This window comes from Corynebacterium sp. UMB8791, assembly GCF_054166365.1.
The window spans coordinates 1-20,601 of sequence record NZ_JBSZCG010000093.1; the positions used below are offsets into that span (position 1 = coordinate 1).

25 protein-coding genes are annotated in these 20,601 nt (G+C 60.3%); 14 read left to right on the top strand and 11 right to left on the bottom strand.

Annotated features, from left to right (window positions below):
- On the top strand, positions 1 to 489 hold a 489-nt coding region (locus ACXIUA_RS02430; protein WP_457976017.1), incomplete at its 5' end, for a cupin domain-containing protein.
- 14 nt (positions 490 to 503) lie between these two features.
- Here ACXIUA_RS02430 and ACXIUA_RS02435 read toward each other — a convergent pair.
- On the bottom strand, positions 504 to 935 hold the full coding sequence (locus ACXIUA_RS02435; RefSeq protein ID WP_457976018.1) for a DUF488 domain-containing protein: 432 nt from the start codon (positions 933 to 935) through the stop codon (positions 504 to 506).
- A gap of 286 nt (positions 936 to 1,221) precedes the next feature.
- Here ACXIUA_RS02435 and ACXIUA_RS02440 point away from each other — a divergent pair, with 286 nt between their 5' ends.
- Positions 1,222 to 1,728, top strand: a complete 507-nt coding sequence (locus tag ACXIUA_RS02440; protein WP_457976019.1) for an N-acetyltransferase family protein — start codon at positions 1,222 to 1,224, stop codon at positions 1,726 to 1,728.
- A 10-nt stretch (positions 1,729 to 1,738) separates the two neighbouring features.
- On the opposite strand, the gene ACXIUA_RS02445 is transcribed toward ACXIUA_RS02440, so the two are convergent.
- Positions 1,739 to 2,491, bottom strand: coding sequence for a hypothetical protein (locus tag ACXIUA_RS02445; RefSeq protein WP_457976020.1), 753 nt, complete (start codon positions 2,489 to 2,491; stop codon positions 1,739 to 1,741).
- Positions 2,484 to 2,684 (bottom strand): hypothetical protein, encoded by a 201-nt coding sequence (locus tag ACXIUA_RS02450; RefSeq protein WP_256001199.1) that lies wholly within the window; start codon positions 2,682 to 2,684, stop codon positions 2,484 to 2,486. The genes ACXIUA_RS02445 and ACXIUA_RS02450 overlap by 8 nt, the downstream gene beginning before the upstream one ends.
- A gap of 24 nt (positions 2,685 to 2,708) precedes the next feature.
- Between ACXIUA_RS02450 and ACXIUA_RS02455 the strand changes: the two genes are divergently transcribed.
- The 7 genes from ACXIUA_RS02455 (at position 2,709) to ACXIUA_RS02485 (ending at position 9,213) form a co-directional block, all read left to right on the top strand.
- Positions 2,709 to 3,206: a helix-turn-helix transcriptional regulator gene (locus ACXIUA_RS02455; RefSeq protein WP_457976021.1), complete on the top strand. Its 498-nt coding sequence runs from the start codon at positions 2,709 to 2,711 to the stop codon at positions 3,204 to 3,206.
- Positions 3,207 to 3,358: 152 nt separating this feature from the next.
- A complete protein-coding gene (locus tag ACXIUA_RS02460) occupies positions 3,359 to 4,720 on the top strand; it encodes an amino acid permease (RefSeq protein ID WP_457976022.1) in 1,362 nt (453 codons plus the stop codon).
- Between the two features lie 70 nt (positions 4,721 to 4,790).
- Complete coding sequence (locus tag ACXIUA_RS02465; protein ID WP_070361684.1) at positions 4,791 to 5,201, top strand: helix-turn-helix domain-containing protein; 411 nt, start codon at positions 4,791 to 4,793, stop codon at positions 5,199 to 5,201.
- On the top strand, positions 5,198 to 5,782 hold the full coding sequence (locus ACXIUA_RS02470) for a PIN domain-containing protein (RefSeq protein WP_457976023.1): 585 nt from the start codon (positions 5,198 to 5,200) through the stop codon (positions 5,780 to 5,782). Before ACXIUA_RS02465 ends, ACXIUA_RS02470 begins: the two co-directional genes overlap by 4 nt.
- Positions 5,783 to 6,181: 399 nt before the next feature.
- Positions 6,182 to 6,796: an NADPH-dependent F420 reductase gene (locus ACXIUA_RS02475; protein ID WP_457976024.1), complete on the top strand. Its 615-nt coding sequence runs from the start codon at positions 6,182 to 6,184 to the stop codon at positions 6,794 to 6,796.
- Positions 6,793 to 7,842 carry an LLM class flavin-dependent oxidoreductase gene (locus ACXIUA_RS02480; protein ID WP_457976025.1) on the top strand — a complete coding sequence of 350 codons (1,050 nt, stop codon included), beginning with the start codon at positions 6,793 to 6,795 and terminating at the stop codon, positions 7,840 to 7,842. The genes ACXIUA_RS02475 and ACXIUA_RS02480 overlap by 4 nt, the downstream gene beginning before the upstream one ends.
- Positions 7,843 to 8,859: 1,017 nt before the next feature.
- Positions 8,860 to 9,213, top strand: a complete 354-nt coding sequence (locus tag ACXIUA_RS02485; protein ID WP_457976026.1) for a hypothetical protein — start codon at positions 8,860 to 8,862, stop codon at positions 9,211 to 9,213.
- Between the two features lie 86 nt (positions 9,214 to 9,299).
- On the opposite strand, the gene ACXIUA_RS02490 is transcribed toward ACXIUA_RS02485, so the two are convergent.
- Positions 9,300 to 10,070 (bottom strand): Abi family protein, encoded by a 771-nt coding sequence (locus ACXIUA_RS02490; protein WP_457976028.1) that lies wholly within the window; start codon positions 10,068 to 10,070, stop codon positions 9,300 to 9,302.
- A 520-nt stretch (positions 10,071 to 10,590) separates the two neighbouring features.
- Here ACXIUA_RS02490 and ACXIUA_RS02495 point away from each other — a divergent pair.
- Entirely contained in the window at positions 10,591 to 11,547 is a 957-nt protein-coding gene (locus ACXIUA_RS02495; RefSeq protein WP_457976029.1) for a diaminopimelate dehydrogenase, read from the top strand.
- Positions 11,548 to 11,658: 111 nt separating this feature from the next.
- Positions 11,659 to 12,453 carry a hypothetical protein gene (locus ACXIUA_RS02500; protein ID WP_457976031.1) on the top strand — a complete coding sequence of 265 codons (795 nt, stop codon included), beginning with the start codon at positions 11,659 to 11,661 and terminating at the stop codon, positions 12,451 to 12,453.
- Between the two features lie 170 nt (positions 12,454 to 12,623).
- Here ACXIUA_RS02500 and ACXIUA_RS02505 read toward each other — a convergent pair whose 3' ends face one another.
- From ACXIUA_RS02505 to panB, 5 genes are all read right to left on the bottom strand, one after another.
- On the bottom strand, positions 12,624 to 14,342 hold the full coding sequence (locus tag ACXIUA_RS02505; RefSeq protein ID WP_457976032.1) for a DUF5635 domain-containing protein: 1,719 nt from the start codon (positions 14,340 to 14,342) through the stop codon (positions 12,624 to 12,626).
- Positions 14,343 to 14,467: 125 nt separating this feature from the next.
- Entirely contained in the window at positions 14,468 to 14,599 is a 132-nt protein-coding gene (locus tag ACXIUA_RS02510; RefSeq protein WP_457976033.1) for a hypothetical protein, read from the bottom strand.
- Positions 14,596 to 15,042 carry a hypothetical protein gene (locus ACXIUA_RS02515; protein ID WP_457976034.1) on the bottom strand — a complete coding sequence of 149 codons (447 nt, stop codon included), beginning with the start codon at positions 15,040 to 15,042 and terminating at the stop codon, positions 14,596 to 14,598. Before ACXIUA_RS02515 ends, ACXIUA_RS02510 begins: the two co-directional genes overlap by 4 nt.
- A 177-nt stretch (positions 15,043 to 15,219) precedes the next feature.
- Complete coding sequence (panC, locus tag ACXIUA_RS02520) at positions 15,220 to 16,044, bottom strand: pantoate--beta-alanine ligase (protein WP_457976035.1); 825 nt, start codon at positions 16,042 to 16,044, stop codon at positions 15,220 to 15,222.
- Between the two features lie 11 nt (positions 16,045 to 16,055).
- Positions 16,056 to 16,859, bottom strand: coding sequence for a 3-methyl-2-oxobutanoate hydroxymethyltransferase (gene panB / locus ACXIUA_RS02525; RefSeq protein WP_457976036.1), 804 nt, complete (start codon positions 16,857 to 16,859; stop codon positions 16,056 to 16,058).
- Positions 16,860 to 17,002: 143 nt separating this feature from the next.
- Here panB and ACXIUA_RS02530 point away from each other — a divergent pair, with 143 nt between their 5' ends.
- Both ACXIUA_RS02530 and ACXIUA_RS02535 read left to right on the top strand, forming a co-directional pair.
- Entirely contained in the window at positions 17,003 to 17,617 is a 615-nt protein-coding gene (locus ACXIUA_RS02530; RefSeq protein ID WP_457976037.1) for a DUF3558 family protein, read from the top strand.
- A gap of 89 nt (positions 17,618 to 17,706) precedes the next feature.
- A complete protein-coding gene (locus tag ACXIUA_RS02535; protein ID WP_457976038.1) occupies positions 17,707 to 19,344 on the top strand; it encodes a hypothetical protein in 1,638 nt (545 codons plus the stop codon).
- Here the strand turns inward: ACXIUA_RS02535 and ACXIUA_RS02540 are convergent.
- Positions 19,325 to 19,744 carry a YbaN family protein gene (locus ACXIUA_RS02540; protein ID WP_457976039.1) on the bottom strand — a complete coding sequence of 140 codons (420 nt, stop codon included), beginning with the start codon at positions 19,742 to 19,744 and terminating at the stop codon, positions 19,325 to 19,327. The genes ACXIUA_RS02535 and ACXIUA_RS02540 overlap by 20 nt on opposite strands.
- A gap of 39 nt (positions 19,745 to 19,783) precedes the next feature.
- Between ACXIUA_RS02540 and ACXIUA_RS02545 the strand changes: the two genes are divergently transcribed.
- Complete coding sequence (locus tag ACXIUA_RS02545) at positions 19,784 to 20,305, top strand: flavodoxin domain-containing protein (RefSeq protein WP_457976040.1); 522 nt, start codon at positions 19,784 to 19,786, stop codon at positions 20,303 to 20,305.
- Here the strand turns inward: ACXIUA_RS02545 and ACXIUA_RS02550 are convergent.
- Positions 20,302 to 20,448, bottom strand: coding sequence for a hypothetical protein (locus tag ACXIUA_RS02550; protein WP_457976041.1), 147 nt, complete (start codon positions 20,446 to 20,448; stop codon positions 20,302 to 20,304). The genes ACXIUA_RS02545 and ACXIUA_RS02550 overlap by 4 nt on opposite strands.
- Positions 20,449 to 20,601 lie beyond the last annotated feature (153 nt).

A 20,601-nucleotide genomic window follows, 5' to 3' on the forward strand; every position in this document is an offset into this window, starting at 1 on the left:
ATGGTGCGTAAACGCCCAGACGCCACCACCCCCGATACCCCACAGATTGGATCAACGATGTCCCAGCCAAAAGACGACCTACCTGTCAACCGCCCCGAAGTGTTTGGTGCTGCCGCCTCGGCAGATTCGACCGACCACGCCACCTGCATCCAGACGATCAACGCCGTCGCCCCAAGGCCGGACAACGCGCGGCCAGGGGTCAAGCGACTACTGCAGGGCGACGGCGCGAACCTCATCGTCTTCAATTTCTGCCCTGGCCAGACGTTGCCGGATCACAAGGCGGCCCACCCGATCACCGTGCAGTGCCTCAACGGGTCCCTCGAGTTCGAGTGCGGCGGCGAGCGTTTCCCGCTCAAGCAGGGAGAAGTTGTCCACCTGCGCGCGTACGTGCCGCACGCGGTCTACTGTCCGGATGATGCCCTGTCGCAGGGTAACATTTTGCTGATCAGCATGCTTACGGGCGAACGCCACGGCGAGCAAGACAGCTAACCCCAAACACAACCCTAAAGGTGCACGATCTCCACGTCGTCCCAAACTTCGGCGAGGTACTCGGCGGCAACTAACCGATGACAGGTGGAGGGGTCGGCTTCGGAGCAAAGGAGCACGGCGTCGTCAAAAAGCGAGCGGTCCAGCGACGAAACATCCCCAGCGTCGTACTCCTCGCGCAGCTGTTTCGAAAACTCATCGAAGCCAACCTCGTCATGCCGATACGCGCGCATCAGATCCGCCGACGGCGCGAGAGCCAGCTCGTGCGTGTACGGCATGTCCAGGATGACCCGCAGGAAGTAGCGCAGGTCGTCCTTCTTAGTAAACCCGGCGAGCTGGTTCGTGTTCGAGCGGCGAATATCCACCACGCGCCGCACGCCGGAATCGCGCAGAATGTCGAAGAACTCCTCCGCGCTCTTGTGTGAAAACCCGAGTGTGTAAATTCGCATAATCCTCCTAGATCACGAAGCCTTGCCCGCAGCCACCGGGTCGTAGCCCTGCTCGCGCAGCTCCGACGGCGCGTCGATCGAAAGGTCTTCAGGCTTCGGCGCAAGTGCATCAGTCACGCAGCCCACGGTACCGCAGGGACTCTTGCTTATCGACGCCCCACTGCCCCACCAAACGTCTCCCGCTGTGCCCTAATGTCCCTTAAGCCCGGATTACTCCCATCTGCAATTCTGTTCACAAATTCCCGACTCCGTTTGTGACGCCTATCCCTTCCCCTATCCTGTTCCCATGCCTACGATCCGCCGCGCCAGGCCCGACGACGCCGAAGCCCTCGTCGAACTGTCCATCGCCACGTTTACGGAGACCTTCGGCCACCTCTACGATCCGGCCGACCTCGCGGCCTTCCTTACCGAAGCCTACGACCTGCAGAAACACAAAATCCTCCTCGCCGATCCCGGCTACGCCACCTGGCTCGTCGAGGACAACGGCGCCCTCGTGGGCTACGCCCTCGCTGGGCCCTGCAGCCTCCCCCACCCCGACGTCCTCCCCGAAGACCGCGAACTCAAACGCCTCTACCTCCTTGCCGATCACCAACAGTCCGGCCTCGGCTCCACCCTCATCGAGCTCGACCTCGACTGGATCGGCCCGCGCACGGCGTGGCTCGGGGTCTGGTCGCAAAACTTTGGGGCGCAGCGCTTCTACCACCTCTACGGCTTCTCCAAGGCCGGCGAGTACTTCTTCAAGGTCGGCAATCATCGCGACCACGAATTCATCTACCGGCGCCCCGCCCTCTAACCTCTTCCGTTCAATCTCGAACGATTTTGGCGTCGTTATCCGACGGGCATTCCCAATTTTCGGGCACGGGCATTTGGAACTCATTCACGAGTATCTCGTATGCCGTTTGAGGACAGTCGCGTATAACGGCTGCTGTTTGGATCTTTCGCCATTTCAAGCGTGACTTATTTAGGTGCGCTTTCCATCTGCCTAGATCGGTATCGAGGTTGAACTCCTGGCGGAGGCTCTCTAAGACATCTTCCAATGACGGGCGGAAACGGTGCCCACCAGTAGGGAAATGGATTTTTGAGAGTCGAGGGAATTCCGAAGTAAATTTCTTTACCTTTTGATCATTGGTTGAATCCAACTTCTTTGTTAGGCCTAGAAGGTGGGCTACTTCGTCCCGATGCGCGTGAACGTGGAAGTGCGAACTCGGTCTGTTGCTTTTGTTGCGGTCGTACTCAACTCTGAAAAGCGGTTCGTCGTTTGATTTTGCTTGAGCGTGAACAGCGAAGCTGGAGTTCTCCACGGCCAAGAAACTGTGAGTTGAATCCCAGGTGCATTTAAACGTCGGACGCAATCCGAGTATTATGTGCCCGTTCCAAGATAGAGGAATGATGCCTACACGGTCCTCTATCTGCTTTAGGCGGATCGAAATGCTGCCGTTGTCAACTATTTTGCTACTAAACTCAAAATGCTGTCCGGTGAACGCCTCCACAGTGGCGGCCAGGTCTTCGCTGAACTCGGCGACCAGGGCCTGTAATTGCTCAGCGTTTTTAGTCATCGCCAAGGAGCCAGCGTAGTTCCGAAATACGCTCCCACACGGCGAATTCACGGGGCGTGAGATTGTAGTTGTCCGCACGCTCTTCAAACTCTTCGAACGAGTCCCCAGAAAGGGATTCGATCGACTTTTTGAGTTCAGCAAGCTCATGACGTGCAGCTTCTTTCGACAGATTTTCAACGAGCGGGGCGGTCATGATCGCTCCTTTCGGGTAGGGCAAGTGAAAATTGAAAATGAACTATATGCCTTTATCTTAACTTTGCAAAAGACAAATGGATCCTGCCACCCCCAAACGATATGGAACAAACGTGCGATATGTTTCTGGATTTTCCTGGTGAATGCGGTGCTGACCAAACTCCGTGAAACCGGCACGATCGTGCCGAAACTGCCTCTTGTGCACCACTATTCCGCACAATATACTTCAAAACGGCACGATCGTGCCGAAACTCCAAAAGGCCGAAACCCTCCAGAATCACAACACCGAAAGGCCCCCATGCCCCCGACACCCCGCAGTCTCGGCGAGCAGGCTCGCGAGCAACGCCGTGCCATGCGCCTGACCCAGGCGGACGTGGCCGACCTGTCGATGGTGTCGGAACGGTTCATTCGCGAGTTTGAACAGGGGAAACGCTCGGTTCGCCTGGATAAGGTTGAAGCCGTGCTGGCGGTGCTTGGCTTGGATGTGGTGGCGGTGCAGCACGTTCCGGAGGCGCTGCGCTAGCCAGGCGCAATTCTGTTCACAAAATCGCTAAGGACAGTTTTCGACACCTTCCGCCCAACCCTCCGCGCAGCTGGCCGTCGATAAGTTAGCTCAATTTCATTCATCGGCTAAGGTGTGTGGGGTCACATTATTGTCGAGCGAGAGAGGATTTCATGAGCGAGCGCGCCACGGACCCCGTACCTTTCAGCAGCGAGCACCAGGAGGTTGCCGCTGACGAGTTCGAGCTGGAGAACCTCACACCGGCGGACAAGCGCGAGATCCGCCGCACGCGGCGAGCCCCGTCTCCGGACGGTAGTACCTGGTCGTGGGCGATTACGCTGTTCGGTACCGCGGTCGGCGCCGGAATCCTCTTCCTCCCTATCGACGCCGGCTCCTTCGGCTTCTGGCCCCTCCTCCTTGCGACAATCCTGGTTGGGCCAATGGTGTTCTTCTCGCACCGGATGTATTCGAGGATTGTGTCGGCCTCGCCGGTCAAGGGCCTGGACGTCCTGCAGGTCATCACGTCTCTGGCCGGCCGGAAGCGTGGCTTGGCCACGGCGCTGATGTACTGGCTGGCGATCTACCCGATTGTGCTGATTTATGGCGTTTCGGTGACGAACACGATGGACAGTTTCATCGTGAACCAGATGGGCGGCCCGCACGTGGACCGTTGGCTGCTGGCCACGATTTGCGTCGGCGTGATGACGGGCGCGTACGCCCTCGGCAAGAAGGCGACGCTGTGGTTCGCAAACTTGCTGGTCTACCCGCTGATCGTGGCACTGCTGGCGGTGTCCCTGTACCTGATTCCGTATTGGGATCTGGAGAGTTTCATGGCGTATAAGTCGGATGTGCCACTGTGGAAGGCGATGCTGTTTGTGTTGCCTGTGCTGGTGTTTTCCTTTTCGCATATGGCGGCTGTGTCGCAGTCTGCGTTGGATGTGCAGAAGTCGCACGACGGTGATGTTGCCGGTACGGAGAAGGAAGTATCCAAGATTGAGCTGATCACCTGCACCCTCCTGGTCAGCTTCACGATGTTCTTCGTCTGGTCCTGCACGCTCGCCCTCGGCGCGGATGGCATGGCCGCCGTGCGCGAGGAGAACATTCCGGTCCTCTCCTACTTCGCCAACACGACGAATGCCCCGTTCATGGCGGTGGTGACTCCGGTGGTCGCGCTGTGTGCGATTGCGTCGTCGTACTTTGGGCACATGCTTGGCACGGAGGAGGGCACGCAGTACCTGTTGCGTGCGGTGGCGCCGAATGCGACGGAGAAGTGGAATCCGCGTGCGGTCCGCGCGGGCATCTATCTCTTCGTCTTCGTATCGACGGTCGCTGTCGCCATCTTCAACCCGTCAATCCTGGATTTGATCTCGGTCGTCGGCGGGATCTTCATTACTTTGCTGGTCTACATAGTGCCGATGCTCCTCTTCCGCCACGCGACCGCCTTCCGCCATTACGCCAACCAGCCGGAGGCGATCTTCGTGTTCGGCCTGGGCATCGTGATCATTTGTGTCACGGTCTGGCAGATGGTGGCGTAGTACGGCGGGTTGCACGTTTATGGTGTGGATGTTACAGTTATAAGTGTAAACCCTCTGGAGGTGAAGCGCTGTGACAACGAAAACTAATCCGGCAATTGAGGTCACTCAAGCTGTCGAGCAGCAGGCCAGCCAGGTCGTGGCTAACCCCGAAACGTTTCATGATGCCGTGCGCGGTACGTTTCCACCTGCATTAGCCTCATTTATCGAGTCCATCTTGGCCAGGGTCGCGCGTGGAGAGAGCGTCGCGCTTTCCCGCCCCTCCGAGATACTCACCACCACTGAGGCCGCTGAGTATCTCGGGATCTCTCGGCCGACTCTGATGAAACGGATTCGAGAAGGCGAAATCGATTACTTCAAAGCCGGGTCACACACGCGGCTTCGCAGGGAAGACGTCGTCGCATACTTGCAGCGGTGCCGTGCGCGCGCACGTCACGAGTTCGATGCGATTCGAGAGCTCGATAATGAGATCGAAGGCCTGTGAGTATTCCAGTCCTTTTTGACGCTAACGTCTGGTACTCGCGCACTCTCACCGACTGGTGCTTCCTTCTCTTCCTGGGCTCTGATAAAGATGTCGAGCCACCATTCTTTCCAGTGTGGACCGAGGATATTATCGCCGAAGCTCAGTATCATTTGCGCAGAAATAACCCACACGCTCCCGAGGGTGCTATTTCAAAACGCTTCAAGCGAATTCGCGGTGCGTTGGCGGAATGGGAAATCTCCGGTTTTGTTGTTGGTAATTATGGGTACGCGGACATTCATGATTATCACGTTCTCAGCGCTGCCGTGGCTGGCAACGTCCAGTGTGTCGTCACCAGCGACAGGGGACTCGTTGACTATGTCGACTCACAGCAGTTTCTGTTTGACGTGCTGACTCCGGATGATTTCTTTTGCCACATTTTTGAGGCGTTCCCAGGGCTTTGTAAGAGGGTAGCGCAGGAAAACGAGGCTTATTGGGAGAAGGTAAAGGGCGTCAAAGCGGCGGACCGGCCGATAACCGCCGTAATGCTAGAGCGCTCGGGCTGTCCGAATTTCGCAACGGTTATTGATTACGTTTTAAGGTAGCGAGTGCAGTCGGCGTTTCGCGCACCACATTCCATTGCTGATTGTTCGCGAACTGGGGAAATGGCATGCGACTCGGTCGAAAATAGAGATTGTGGTGCACAGGGAGTTCGCAGAGTGCCAAATCTGACATCGCGTAATATCTAGCACTTTGCTCACCTGGGAACTATAAATGGACAGACCAAATGGGGTTGCATCTCTTGGCATGCGTCTCACTTTGCTAGGCGCCAAATTCCCTCGCCGGAGGTCGCCGACCTGAGGGAATGTAGTGGAGCCTCGCCGAAAAGCCGGGTTTTGGTGCGCAGCGCTCCGCCGCTACGTAAATCAGACGCAGCCCGGGAATACTCTCAGCGCCGACGCGTTAAGATAGTTGACACGTCACATAAATGAGAGGGGCTAACGATGCACATCGGAATCCTGGGGGCAGGCAAGCTCGGTACCGTCCTGGGCGGGCACGCTATCGCCGCAGGCCACGAGGTCACGTTTGCTGGTTCGGGCGATCCGGCGGCGATCGACCTGATTGTGCGCGCGCTCGTACCGGGCGCGGCGACTGCCACCGGAGGGGACGTCGTCAAGGTTGCCGGCGTCGTGATCCTTGCGTTGCCGCTGCGGAACTTCCGCCAACTGCCCGCCGACGCTCTGGCGGGAGCGCTGGTCGTCGACGCGATGAACTACTGGTGGGAGACGGACGGCCACCACCCCGAGCTTGCGGAGGCGAACTCCTCGCGGCTGGTGCAGGACCACCTGGCGCAATCCCGCGTGGTGAAGGCCTTCAACCACATGGGTTACCACGATCTTGATGAGGGCTCCGGGACCGGCAAGGCGATTGCGGTGGCGGGGGATGGCGAAGGGGACGTCGAAAAGGTGGCGGGGCTCGTTCGCGACTTTGGGTTCGATCCCCTGCCCCTGCACTCCCTCGATGCCGGGGTTGCGCTGCAGCCCGGGCACCCCGCGTTCGGTGCGAATGTTGACGTGCACACGCTACGCACACTGATCAACGACAAGGAGCAGGCATGACCACGGTAGATCCCGCAGCTATTGAGTTCGGCTTAGATACGTTCGGCGACATCCCTCGCAAGGAGGACGGCGCGCTGTTCACGCACGCCGAGGCGATCCGCGCGACACTCGAGGAAGCCAAACTCGCCGATGCCATAGGTGTCGACGCCTTCACCGTCGGCGAACACCACCGGCCCGACTACGCCATCTCCTCCCCACCGACGATGCTGGCGGGCATCGCCACCGCCACGCAACGGCTCAAGCTGGCGTCCGGGGTGACGGTGTTGTCCTCCGACGACCCTGTCCGCGTCTTCGAACAGTTTGCCACCCTCGACGCGTTGTCGAACGGCCGCGCAGAGGTAATCCTCGGGCGCGGATCCTTCACCGAGTCCTTCCCGCTCTTCGGCTACAACCTCGAGGACTACAACCAGCTCTTCGAGGAGAAGCTCGGCCTGTGGGCCGAGGTGGTGAAGGAGGAGCCGGTGACCTGGTCCGGCCAGACCCGAGCCGCGCTCAACAACGCGGACCTCTACCCGAAAACCGAACATGGCCTGACTACCTGGGTCGGCGTCGGCGGTTCGCCAGAGTCCGTCGTGCGCACCGCGAAGTACGGGTTCGGCCTCATGCTCGCGATCATCGGCGGCGCACCCGTCCGGTTCAAGCCGTACGTGGACCTGTACAAGCAGGCCTCGGCGCAGTTCGGAACCACCGCGCACCCCGTGGGCGTGCACTCCCCCGGCTTCGTCGCCGACACTGATGAAGAAGCCAAGGAACTCATCTTTGAGGAGTACGCAGCTGCCCAGCACCGCATCGGGAAGACGCGTGGGTGGCCGCCGCTGACCCGCAGCCGCTTCGAGTCAGAGATCAGCCGCGGCGCGCTCACGGTGGGTTCGCCGGAGACGGTGGCGGCGAAGATCGCCAACACGGTCCGCACGCTTGACCTGGGGCGATACGACATGGTGTACTCCACCGTCGGGCACATCCCCCACGCCGCCCGCATGCGTTCGGTGGAGCTCTACGGGACCAAGGTCGTGCCCCTGGTGCGCGACATGCTTGCCGACGCCTAGCACCCTAGCCCCGCGCCACCGGCCCCGGATTGCGGCGCGGCTTCAACGTCGCGTACGGCACCTACCGCGGGAGGATCACCTCGACTGTGCCGCACCAAATTCCATTGCCGACCGGTTGCGAACTGGCCTTTTACCCGCACGGTCCGCCGTAAACCAGGGTTCTGGTGCACAGCTAACTGACAGAAACCCTTGTGTCAGCGGAGCTAGTGACAAAAGACGCATCCGAAAATTTGCGACCTGGGAAAACACATGTTTTCAAAAACGGGAAATTGCGTCCTTTGTCACTCGCGCCCTGCGGACTCACCAGAAACCCGGGTTATGGTGTGTGCTCCTTCATCGCCAACGCGGAAAACTCCAGGTAATTCTTTTCGAAGCCGATTTCCGGGCCTGAAAGATATCGGAAAGATATCGGGCCCCACGACACGCACAAAAACGATATTTGAGCAGGTCAGCGAATTGTTTCGATATCTTTCTATCTCTTTTTATCTCTTTCGGCGCGGGAACGCACCACATTCCACCCCACGCAATCAGCGACTTGGGCTTTTGCACTCCCGCCCCGCCGAAAATCCGGGTTCTGGTGCACAGCAAACTGCCAGAAATCCTGTCGTCAGCGTTGCCAGTGACAAAGGACGCACCCCAAAATTCGTGACCTGGGAAAACACCCGTTTCCAAAAACGAACGAAATTGCGTCCTTTGTCACTCGCACCCTGTGACCAAGCCACCAACTACGCGCGTTGTGTCAGCGTGTAGGTCCACTCGCGTAGTTCCTGCGGCAGCTCGCTGAGGGATGGGTTTTTGATGTGGGCGCGGTCGACTGGGGCGTAGTGCTACAGCCAGTCTGCGTAGCGGTACCAGTTGCCTTCGGCCTGATTGAACAGGTAATTGCGCAAAAGTCGGGCAGCGCCTGGGAGGTGCCAGAGTTCGTCCCAGAAGCGGCCGGTGGTCTGGATGTGTGCGGCTCATGGGCGTTCCCACGTCGTTGCCGTGTCGCGTCTCCACGGGCACGCGGAGCAGAAATTGAGTACGGCGCAACACTGCTACCTGACGCAGTCCGCAACTTCCACGATTACACCGTGGCTCGCCTGGACGTCGTGGCACGACGCCTCCGAGGCAGCCTGGTCCGCCGAAGTGAAAACCGCGCAGGGCCGCACCGTGCCCGCGTCCGAAACGCTATGGATACGCACGCGCGAGGTCTGGATCTACGCCGTTGATCTCGATGTCCGTCCAATATTCTGCGACATCTCCGAGGTCATGCCGTCTACCTTGCTTGAGGAAATCCCGAGCAAATGGCGCGCCGGGCTTGTTCGGTGGGCTGCCAGCCGCGGCACGTCAAGCGTTGACGTCGACGTTGAAGCGCTTCGCTGGCTCTAGCAACCGAAGCACAGAGCACCATCGCTTGCGCCGTGGAGATCCGGTGAACGTGATGGTGTTTTCTTCGCCCCTAACGTGTATAAATATCAGGATTCAACTTTGATTGGGCAGCTCTTGAGCAGACCAGATACTCTGTTATACGAGGTTAAAAGACTATGGATGTCTTCATCGATAAGGCTAGAAAGTCGAAAAATATCGTGTAAGCGTTCCCGGAGAGCGTGCGACGCCGGGATTGTTAAAGGCTTGAGTAATACGCATTCGTGGTGGGCTACGCGATTCCGGAAATACGACAATCGGTATAGGAGCCAACGAACCTCGTCTGGGTCGGTGGCGGGGTTATAAAATGCCCTGTGGAGTGCGTCGTCCCAAATGGTTTTTCTGTAACTGTTAGTAATCTTGTCCTGGCGTTCACCTTCAGTGAACGGAACAAGGTTGTGCCACTTTCCAAAACTCACCTGGGACAATATGTCCCCCTCCGTGATTGGCGCTTGACTACGTGCGTGAGTGGGATTTTGGTCTCTTTTGCTTTTTGCCTCCACAGCCAGGCTAGTGGCGCCTGCTTTTGCGGACTCGAACAATTTGTTGAGCGGGTGCGGTAAGCCATTTTGCATAGTGAGCCAGTCCGGGTCGTGTGTTTGCTGGCGACACCACGATGAAAGCTGCTCATAAAATGCATTTCTCGTGACTACTTCTACTACGGCCAGGAGTTCCAGAAAAGCAGCGGAGATTTCGACATTCCACTTGTAGAGTGCAAGCGCGTCTTTCCTTCTCCCATCGGCCAAGATTAGATACGGGCGAGTACGTTCTCCGCCAAACCGATCGAGCATTGCTTGATGCCGGTCATAGTTGTGCTTCACAAGATCCCCCAGTCTTTCATTGTGTTTCCACAGAGTATGCTACAGTGAACTGCGAAAAGGCTCCTCGGTACTTCCCGAAGAGTCAGAGAGTGAGGGAGCGTTCCGTAGTTTTCACTACAGGGGCGCTCCCTCTTTAATTGTTATCTAAGCCGCCTTCTGTATGAGAGTGCACCAAATTCCACCCCGAGCAATCAGCGACCTGGCCTTTTACCCTCCTGCCCGCCAAAAACCCGGGTTCTGGTGCACAGCTAATTGCCAGAAACCCTTTCGCCAGCGGAGCCAGTGCCAAAGGACGCACCCGAAAATTCACGACCTGGGAAAACAGCCGTTTCCAAAACCGAAATTGCGTCCTTTGGCACTTGCTCCCTGTGACCAAGCCACCAGCAAGCCACCAACCTGCCACCAACCCGTCGTGCGCATTCCCTCACAACCGATGTGCGAGTAAAGTAGGCCCGTAATTTATGGGCAAACAGCCCAGAAGCCACGAGCCCAAAGGGCCACGAGGAAAGGGAGGCGCATTATGCGTGTTGGCATTGTCGGCTATGGAAACTTGGGCAAGAGTGTGGAGCAGCTGGTGAAGCTGCAGCCGGATATGGAGTTGTCGGCGATCTTCTCGCGCCGCAGCAAGCTGGACACGGACACCCGCGTGTTGCCGGTGGCGGAGTTTGGCCAGTTCAAGGACGAGATTGACGTCGCGATTCTGTGCCTGGGTTCGGCGACGGATATTCCGGAGCAGGCGCCGGAGTTCGCGAAGTACGTGCCTACCGTGGACACCTACGATAATCACCGTGACATCCCACGTCACCGCAAGGCGATGGACGAGGTCGCGCGCGAACACAACACGGTGTCCATCGTTTCCACTGGTTGGGACCCGGGCATGTTCTCGTTGAACCGCGCGATGGCGGAGGCAATTCTGCCGAATGCGCAGCAGCACACGTTCTGGGGCCCAGGCCTGTCGCAGGGGCATTCGGATGCGGTGCGCAGGATTGAGGGCGTCGCGAAAGGTGTGCAGTACACGATTCCTGCGCCGGATGCGTTGGATCGCGCGCGCCGCGGCGAGACCGAGGGTCTCGACGGCAAGTCCGCCCACAAGCGCGTCGTTTACATCGTGCCGGAGGATGGCGCCGACACCGCCGCCATCGAGCACACCATCCGCACGATGCCTGATTATTTCGTCGGCTACGAGGTCGAGGTCAACTTTATTGACGACGCCACCTTCGTCCGCGAGCATTCCGGCATGCCGCACGGCGGCCACGTGATCACCACTGGTGGCGTCGGCGAGAACCACCAGCTTGTTGAGTACACCCTGGAACTCTCCAGCAACCCCGACTTCACCGGCGCCGTCGCCGTCGCGTACGCGCGCGCGGCTGCCCGCCTCGCGGAGGACGGCAAGTCGGGTGCCTTCACGGTGTTGGAGGTTCCGCCGTACTTGCTGTCCCCGGTCGCCCTCGACGACCTGATCGCCCGCGACGTCTAACCCCGGCGTTGGGGTAGAAAGTGCGATAAAAGCCCCTTAGGGAATTTGTGAACAGATTTGCATGCGCAACAGGGCTACACTTCCTGGAAACACTGTTTTCAGGAGGCCTCCGTGAAGAAGTTTGTAGCCCTGATACTGCTCGCATTCGCCGTTTTCATCGCGCCGAGTGCTTCGGCGATCTCCGTGCGTGGCGACGCCGCTTCGCCCCGGTCCGCGGTGGCTGTGGTGTATGCGGGTGGGGGAGTGGAGGCGTCGAGAAATGGGTGGGAGGCGCGGCCGGCCCTGAGCCTGAGCAAGCTCTACCTGGGCTATTGGGTGCTGTACCACGGGGCGCCGCGGCATAAGGCGCAGGTGGAGGAGATGGTGCGCACCTCGAACGATGGCATTGCGAGCACGCTGGATGCTGCGTACCCGCAGGCGATTGACGCGATCGCGCGCGACTTCAAATTGAGCGCTACTCAACGGCGTGGTAATTGGGGAGTGGCGAGTACGTCGGCGGTGGACGTCGCGAGGTTTGTGCAGGCCATCAGGCATGATCCGGTGGCCGCGCCGCTGCTGCGCGGCATGGCGCACGCGGCACCCGTCGCCGCGGATGGCTTCCCGCAGAACTACGGCACGTCGGGACTGCCCGGTGTCCAGAGCACGAAGTTCGGCTGGGCCGACGACCGTCGCAGCTCCACCGCGACGGTCAGTTATGGCAATGGGTTCGCGGTCGCGGTGCTCACGTACGGTGATGCGCATGCGAACACGGTCGATGCGCAGCGTGCCGTCGATACCTCGGTGATGCCGGGGCCGGGCGGTGGCCGCAAGGTCGTTGACATGTTGCCGCCGCAGACTCCGAACGAGATCAGGAACATGGTTCCGAAGCATTGGGAGGTCCCGGCGGGCTCGTCGGTGCCGTGGTAAGGCGAGGTCCTGACCAGCCATTACGAGAATAGAGTGGTCTAATCTCCCAAGGTTTCGACGTTTCAAGAAAACCTTGGGAGATTAGGGGGCAGGCGCAATTCTGTTCACAAAATCCCGAGCAAGCTTGTCAGCACACCTTCCACCACAGAACTCCGAAACCCGCGCCACTACTACTCACCCTTGCGGTACCTGCGGGAGCGCCCTCCTCCCACGGCGACGAGTAGTCCGTCATCTTCCCATCCGCTAATAAGGTTGGAGGCCGTTGAGCGGGACACGTCGCAGAGTTCGACGAGGTCCGTGGTGCGGATTTCGCCGAATTCGGAAAGCCATTGCAGCACAACGTTGCGTGCGTTATCCGGATCGGTACCGAGGTACCAGGCAGGCCGCGCGGTGGGGGATTCGTGATCGCGGAGCACCGCGCGGCTCGTCTCGTTGAGGAGCCACGCGTCCCCATGCTTGCGGATAAGCGGTTCGCCATTGACCGTCGTTTGGTGCGCCGCGGTCAGGGCCAGTTCGGCGGCTTCTTCCGTGGACTGCAGTGCTTCGGCAACGCTTCGGCGGGTGATGAAAGGGTGGTTGAACAGGAGGTAGAGGATGATGGCGATGCGTGTGTCGCGCTGGCGGGGCGTCGGCACGATGCGTGAAACGAGGTCCAGTACGGGTAGCTCAGGCTGCCCACCCACGAGCGTCGTTTCGATGTACGGGCCTGGCACCTGGATGATCTCCGGCGGCCGGTGGCCGAGTGTGATCATGGATTGGTACATGCGGTCAACGCCGACGCCCTGCTTGTCCACGAGGCCGATTGCTCGGTAGAGGTCGGCAAGGGCGGGGTAGCGGGCTTCCCGGTTGCTGAGCACGTTTGCCGCAGAAATGGCGGGCATGAATGGGCCGGGGCTGCGCACGATGAGGGTGCTATCGAGTTCGATCCAGCGGACGTCGACTGGTTCTTGTCGGTTCCAGTCGCGGTGAATCATGGCGTTGAGCAGGGCTTCGCGCACGGCGCTGTGCGGGATCTGCGGAATTGGCTGGTGTACAAACCCAGAAACGATGGTGTTGTTCTTGTTCACGATGCGCAGTGCCTGCTCGATATCTTCAAGCTGTTCAAGTGTCGACGTCCCCGCGTTGCCACTGACACGATTCAGTATGTTGCCGCCATGGACGTCGAAAATTGTCAGTTCGAGTACCGCGCGCGGGGTGGCGGCGAAGAGGGTGACACCTGCTTGGGTGAGGTTGTTGTTCGCATCGAGTGCTCCGAGGCCACGCAGTAGCTCCTCGTCGGTGAACTCGCGGAAGGCTTCTTGTTGACGCCGAACAATCTCAAGCGCTCGCGGCCGAACGTCGCTAACGCTGAGGTCGGACGCCTGCGCCATCGGGTCGAAGTTCATTTGCGAGCGCTGGTACTCCCACCATTCGGAGAGGTCCACCGGCTTGCACGAGTCGCCGACGCGCCAGCGCAGCTGATCACTCGTGTTGGGGACTGGTTGCTGGGACGCTGCCACAAAGAGGATCAGCAGCCGCTGCCCTTCAACTACTCGTTCTTCGATGGAAGGGGCAACCTGCACACGCTGGTAAATTTCTTGCCGCAGCCAATCGACGTCCAACTCCGTCCCAATAATGTGCCCCGTTTTGTCTTCGACACCGACGATGAGTGCGCCACCACCTGGGGTGTTAGCCATGCAGGCGACTTCGTCGGCGAGTTTGGTGGCCGCCATCGGGTTCCGGGGTCCGCCCGGCTCGATCTCAGGCCCGTTGCGACGCCCAGCTTCTTCCTTGAAGTCGACATCCTGGGTTTCGGTCGTCCTATGGACGCGTCCGTCCGCCGCCGTCGCCAGAATTGCGTCGACCTGTTCAGCCAAATCTTGCCGAAGGGGGTGAAAGCCGGGCTGCATACGACCCCTCCGACCTGCGATTGTTTGAATAGATATGTCTAATCTACCAAGGTTTCTGCGTTTCGGGGAAACCTTGGACGATTAGGCAGCTGTATTCGGTTAGGGTGGCAGGGGCCGTGATGGTGTTACGGCAGCATCGCTGCGATGTTGGCTGGCAGCATTGGCTTGAGCGCTGGCAGCGCGACAGCGCCGAGCACACCCGCGATCAGCAGTGCAACCGGTGTCCAGAATGCCGCAGCGCGTTCGGACTGCGTCATCTTCGAGGACTGCTGCAAGAGCTTATTGGTCTCGTACTCGCGGCCAGTAGCACAGGCTTCCAACGCCCGTTGTGCTTCGCGTAGGTATAACTGGTTTTTGTGTTTGGAACTTTCCTAGTTACGAGGTCGAGGTCATCCCTGTTGGCGTCAGTGCCAGTAATAAAGCGGAGAAGGTGTGCGGTTCCCGCGTACCCCTTTGCCTCAGCCTCCTCGGCGTATTCCTTAAGCTCACGCAGCTCCTGGGTTGCTTCAGCTGGGGTGTAAGAGCCGCTGTAGCCGACGTATTCTCCGTAAGGTCGTGCCTCAATCCAGCACTTATTGTTCTCAAACTTGTTGACCGCATAGGCGCCAGGAATGTTTGAATACTCGTGGGCGCCAGCGGTCGGCGCGAACGCCCCGACGGTCATGGTTGCGGCGAGGGCTACGGCTGCAATTTTCTTCACACCGAAAACTCCTTTGGGTGACAGGAAAAACAAGGTTCTTGTATATTCAAGCCCCCTCAGCGGTTGTCAAGGCTGCGGCCCGGGCGCGAAGTCAAGTGCAATTCTGTTCACAAAATCCCGAGCAAGCTTGTCAGCACACCTTCCACTCCAAAACCCCGGAACTCGCAGCGCCCCGGCCTACCCAAGCAGCGCGTTGTCGATGAGCCGCACGCCGTCCACCGTCGCCGCAACGAGCGCCAGGCCGGGCTCGGACGTCGGCTGCAACGTATCCGGATCGACGACCACCAGGTAGTCCAGCGTCACGCCCTCCGAAGCGGCAAGCTCCGCGCGCACGGCATCCACGTCCAACGCGCCCGCCTCGGCCTGCTCCTGCAGCGTCCGTAGCGAACGCGACAGCGCCAACGCCTGCGAACGCCCCGCCTCCGAGAGGCGCACGTTGCGGGAAGACTGCGCCAGGCCGTCCGCGGCGCGCGCGATGGGCAGGGTGCGGATCTCCACGTCGTGGTTCAGGTCGCGAACCATTCGGCGCAGCACCGCGACCTGCTGCGCGTCCTTCTGCCCGAAGTAGGCGATGTCCGGTTTGGCTAGGTTGAACAGCTTGTTCACGACGGTCGCTACGCCGTCGAAGTGCCCAGGCCGCGACGCGCCCTCCAGGACGGTGCCCATCTCGCCGGTGCGGACCCAGATCTGTGGAATCCCGCCGGGGTACATCTCCTCAACGCTGGGCGCGAACACGATGTCCACGCCGAGGCTTTCGCAAAACGTTGAGTCGGCCTCAATGTCGCGGTGGTAGTTGCGGTAGTCGTCGCAGTCGCCGAGGTTGTCGAACTGCAGCGGGTTGAGGAACACGCTGGTAATCAGCGTGTCCACCTCGCCTCGCGCGCGCTCGATAAGGGTGCCGTGCCCGGAGTGCAGGGCGCCCATTGTCGGCACAAGCCCGACGGTTCCGGTCGCTTCGGCGCGCGCCGCGCGCAGTTCTTCAACAGTGGTAATGACTCGCATGGTGGCCTTCCTTAGTCCTCGAACGATTCGGCAGCAGCAGGGAAGTCTCCCTTTTCGACGTCCTCCCGGTACCTCCGCGCCCCCTCCAGCAGCTGCGCGCCCAGGTCCGCATACTGACGTACAAACCGCGGCGTTTTGCCGCCGGCGCGGAACCCGAACGCGTCCTGCCACACCAGGATTTGCCCGTCAGTGCCGTTGCCTGCGCCGATGCCGATGGTCGGGATGGGAACCTCCTGGGTCACCCGCGTCGCGATTTCGGCGGGCACCATCTCCAGCACGACCGCGAACGCGCCCGCGTTTGCGACGGCGGTGGCGTCCTCAAGCAACTGCTGGGCCGCGTCACCGCGACCTTGGACCACGTAGCCTCCGAGTGCGTGCTCGGACTGCGGCGTGAACCCTATGTGGGCGCAGACGGGAATGCCGGCGTCGACAAGCGTTTTGATCGTCGGCGCCATCTCGACGCCGCCCTCCAGCTTCACTGCCTGCGCCCCGGTCTCCTTCATCACGCGGACCGCCGCGGCGAGCGCCTGCGACGGCGACTCCTCATACGTGCCGAACGGCAGGTCAACCACCACAAACGCACGCTGCGTCGAGCGCACGACCGCGGAGGCGAGCGTGATCATCTCATCGAGCGTAATCGGCAGGGTAGTGGTGTGGCCGAGCACCACGTTGGCCGCCGAATCCCCGACGAGCAGGAAGTCGATCCCGGCCTCGTCGAAGATCTGGGCGGTCATGGTGTCGTAGCTGGTCAGCGCCGTAAATTTGCGGCCCTCTGCCTTCGCCTGCGCGAAGTAGCGAGTACGGAGTCGTTTCATAGGGCCTTATATTAGGACGCTGGGTGGCGCCTCGCTGGCGGTTATTGAAAATCGGATGTCCACCATGGTGTACACAAAACCCTTTACAATCGTGCGAAATGCACTAGGTTGTGTAGAAACACTTTGAAAAACGGGGGGACACTTTGCGCACCTATACCTTGGCACCACTGCTCGCCGCCACACTTCTCGCTGGCTGCTCCAGCACCACTCTTATCGACGCCCCCTCCGCCCCCTCCAACGCCCCTCCCTCAGATTCTGCTGGTCAAAAAGCCTTCGTCTTCGAATCCGGTACCGTCCCCATCGGCGACTTCGACCCATTCACCCTCGCACCCGAGGACTACTTCGATCCCTGCAACGACATCACCGAGGACGAATTCCGCCGCGCGGGCTTCACCGGCGAAATCAAGAGGAGCACGGACGGGGAGATTGAATCCTTTTACGGGGCGTCAGCCTGTACATTTATCGACCGAGAAACGCTTTCTTTCATCGGTATGGCAAACGTGGATGCTAATCGAGAGGTTGCAGAAGATCAGGACGTAATTCAGGAAGGGTTTTCGTCTGAGCTGCTTCCAGAAATTTACGCTTATCATCAGGGACACTTTTCTTCGATGCCCAACACCTGCGTCGCGCAAATCGACACTGAGCAGGGAGGAATAGCAGTCTCTTATTACACACACGACGAGTCTGTCTCAGTGGATGATCATTGTCGTATCGCTGCAGAGTCAATTGAATCACTTTATCTATTAGGCAATAGCTAGTTTTTGGGGGGAAAATGACAAAAGTATTTATTGAAGTTGAAGATGTTGAAAGCGCAGTATCATCACTGAATTCCGTAGCACTGGATTCGATGTCTTCTCTGCATACCGGGTATATGCTGACTTCGGGAACCTTCTCCGCCGTCTCCGGCCTCCGCGAGGCAGGGGAGAAGCACGGGGCGATCTACTCGGAGCACGCTCCACTTGCGACGGACGCGTTCACGGGGAATGTGAAGTCGTCGGCAAAGGTGCTGAAGGTCTGCCTGGACAATACGGTGATGGCGGACGATTCGATCGCGGGGATTGTGAACGCGGTCGGGCTTAGTGGAACGCCTGGGTTGAGCGGGTTGGGTTCAAATCTGGGGATGTCGTCGGCGGCCGCGGTTGCGAAGAGTTACAAGACGCAGCCGTTCAGCAACAGTGCGGTGTATGCGTCGACGGATGGGAGCTTCGAGTCGCTGGTGAGCAACATCCTGACCACGAATACCGCGGTGCCGACGGGGTTAGCGTCGAATTGGACGTCGAATGCGCAGCGTATTTACGAGATGGTGGAGGCCATCGCCCCGGCCATTGCGTCCCTCGAATCTTCGGCGGAGACCGAGTTCGTCGCCCAGGCGATTGCGCGTCTCCAGCTGATTCAGGCGGCGGGTTCCGAGTACGCAGCCAACTCGGCGGCGCTTGCTGGGAATAACACGGGGTTGGCGGCGCTGGCGTCGTCGTCGCAACTTATGGCGGCGGCAGCCCAAGCTGCGGCGATAGCAGCTGAGGCCGTATCCCCGGCCGCGGTGAAGGCCGTGAAGGAGGCCTTCGTCAGTTCCTACCCGATGTACGTCAACTCGTACCTGCCAGCGACAAACCCGACGTTCGTCAAACTGCTTCCGGACCTCACCGACGTCACCGGTTCCGACTTCTCTATCAGCGGCCCGCCGAGCCCCACCGCCCCTGAGTTTGCAGACGCCCCAATGCCAGCGGGGCTCGCCAGCATCTTTGCGCACAACGGCTACACGGATCTCGCGAACGCGCGTGGCCCGCAGGATGTGTTGCAGCAGTTTGGGAAACCGAACCCGGACATGCTCAACGCTATCGCGTCCGGCGCCACCCCGACCCAAGTCGCCTCGGCGCAGGCCCCGACGCTTCCTCCACCAGGGGCGCTGAATGCCCCGGCGGCGAATGTCGCGCCGGGCGCTGGTCTCCACGGCGGTCTCGCATCCGGTGCAGGCGGGCTCAGCGGTGCGACGACCGGCGCCGCCTCCGCAGCAGGCTCCGGCGTAGGCGCAGGCCAAGGCGCATTCGGTGGCATGCCAATGGGCGGCGCAGGCGGTGGTGGCCGCCATCGCGCCGGGTCACTGCACCAGCAATCAGCAGGGTTCGGCTCCTCAGCAGGCGCAGCCTCAGGCTCAGCCACAGGCTTCGGCTCCAACGCTGGCCTCGCCGGCGGCGGCGCGGGAGGCTTCGCCGGGCGGCCGGGCACCGGGTCGACAGGCGGCTTCGGCGGCCAGACCAGTGCAGCGAGCGCCGCAGGATCTTCCACCAACACCGCAGGTCAGCAAGGTCAGCGAGGCGGCTTCATGGGTGCGCCAATGTCGCAGGGCCGCGGCAAAGATGACAAGAAGCAACGCCCGAGAGCGGTCACCAGTGCCGTCGAGAGGGAGGGCAACATCCACGCCCTGCTTGGCGACGCCCCCTTGGTCAACCCCGGCGTCATCGGCTTCAACGTGCGTGGTCGGTAGGCAGTCCAGCGCGCTGGCGTAGTTCGGCGGCGCGCTCGGGGCGTGGCCGCAGCCGCCAGATGTGCGCGCTCACCGCAACACCAATCGCGGCGAGCAGCAACGCCACCGGCCACAGCCCGACCACCACAATCACTACCCATATGGAGGCGCCCATCCCCAACCACAGCAGCCCCAGAATCCGCAGCTTCTGCGCGCGCGTCAGCTGTCCTGAGTAGTAGTCAATAATGAACGGGCCGAACGTGTCATGGCGCAGGAGGTAGCGCTCCAGCCTCGGCGAGCTCCTCGTAAAGCACACCAGCGCAAGCAGCAGAAACGGCGTCGTGGGCAGGATCGGCAACCACACGCCGACCGCGCCCAGCCCAAGCGCCACTAGCCCCACAATCATGTACACGTACCGCATCGTCGCCACATTCTAGCCGGAACATGCAACAATAGTTGTATGACTGCCTGCACTATCCTGTACGCCTCGTTCTACGGCTCCACCAAGGAATATGCCGATGAGCTGGCAAAACGCCTCGACACTACCGCCGAACCAATCTCCGACGCCGACTTCACCCCCGAAGGCCCCATCGTGGTCCTCGCGCCAATCCACGGCCCGAACAACCCCGGCGCCAGCTTCATCCGCAAGCTCCCCGACCCACTTTTCGACGCCCACTCCGTCTCCCTCGTCACCGTCGGCATGAGCCTGGACGAAGTGGCCGTCGATAAGGACTTTTCTGCCAAACTTTTGGGCAGCCGCGCGGACAACGTGACGCGCTTCTATCTGCCCGGACGCATGAACTACTCCGAGCTGTCAGCCGCCCACGCCGCCACGATGGCGGGCGTCGTCGGCGCCCTGCGACTCAAGCCGCGCAAGTCCGCGAACGACCGCATGATGATCGACACCTATAACAAGGACGTCGACCGCGTCGACTTCACCCGACTCGCCCCCGTCGAAGCCTGGGTGCGCGACAATGCTTAGCGGAGCAGCCTTGCCTGCTGCGCGAGTCCCCCGAGCAGGCCGAGGATGCCAAGCACGAAACCGATAATGATGCCGGCCTTCGTGCCGTCACCCATCGGCTCAGCCTTGAAATCCTTGCCCTGCAAGCAGGCCTGGAGCGCCATGCCATCGTTGAGCGCTGCGGTCTCCGCTGCGTCGGATGAACCAAACGCCTCGCTGAGCTGTGACGACTGCTGCGCGTTCGTCAGGTCCGTATCGGCCAGCTTCTTGAGACCATCTTGTTTTGAAACCCAGTTTTTGATGGCGCTCTGAGTGTA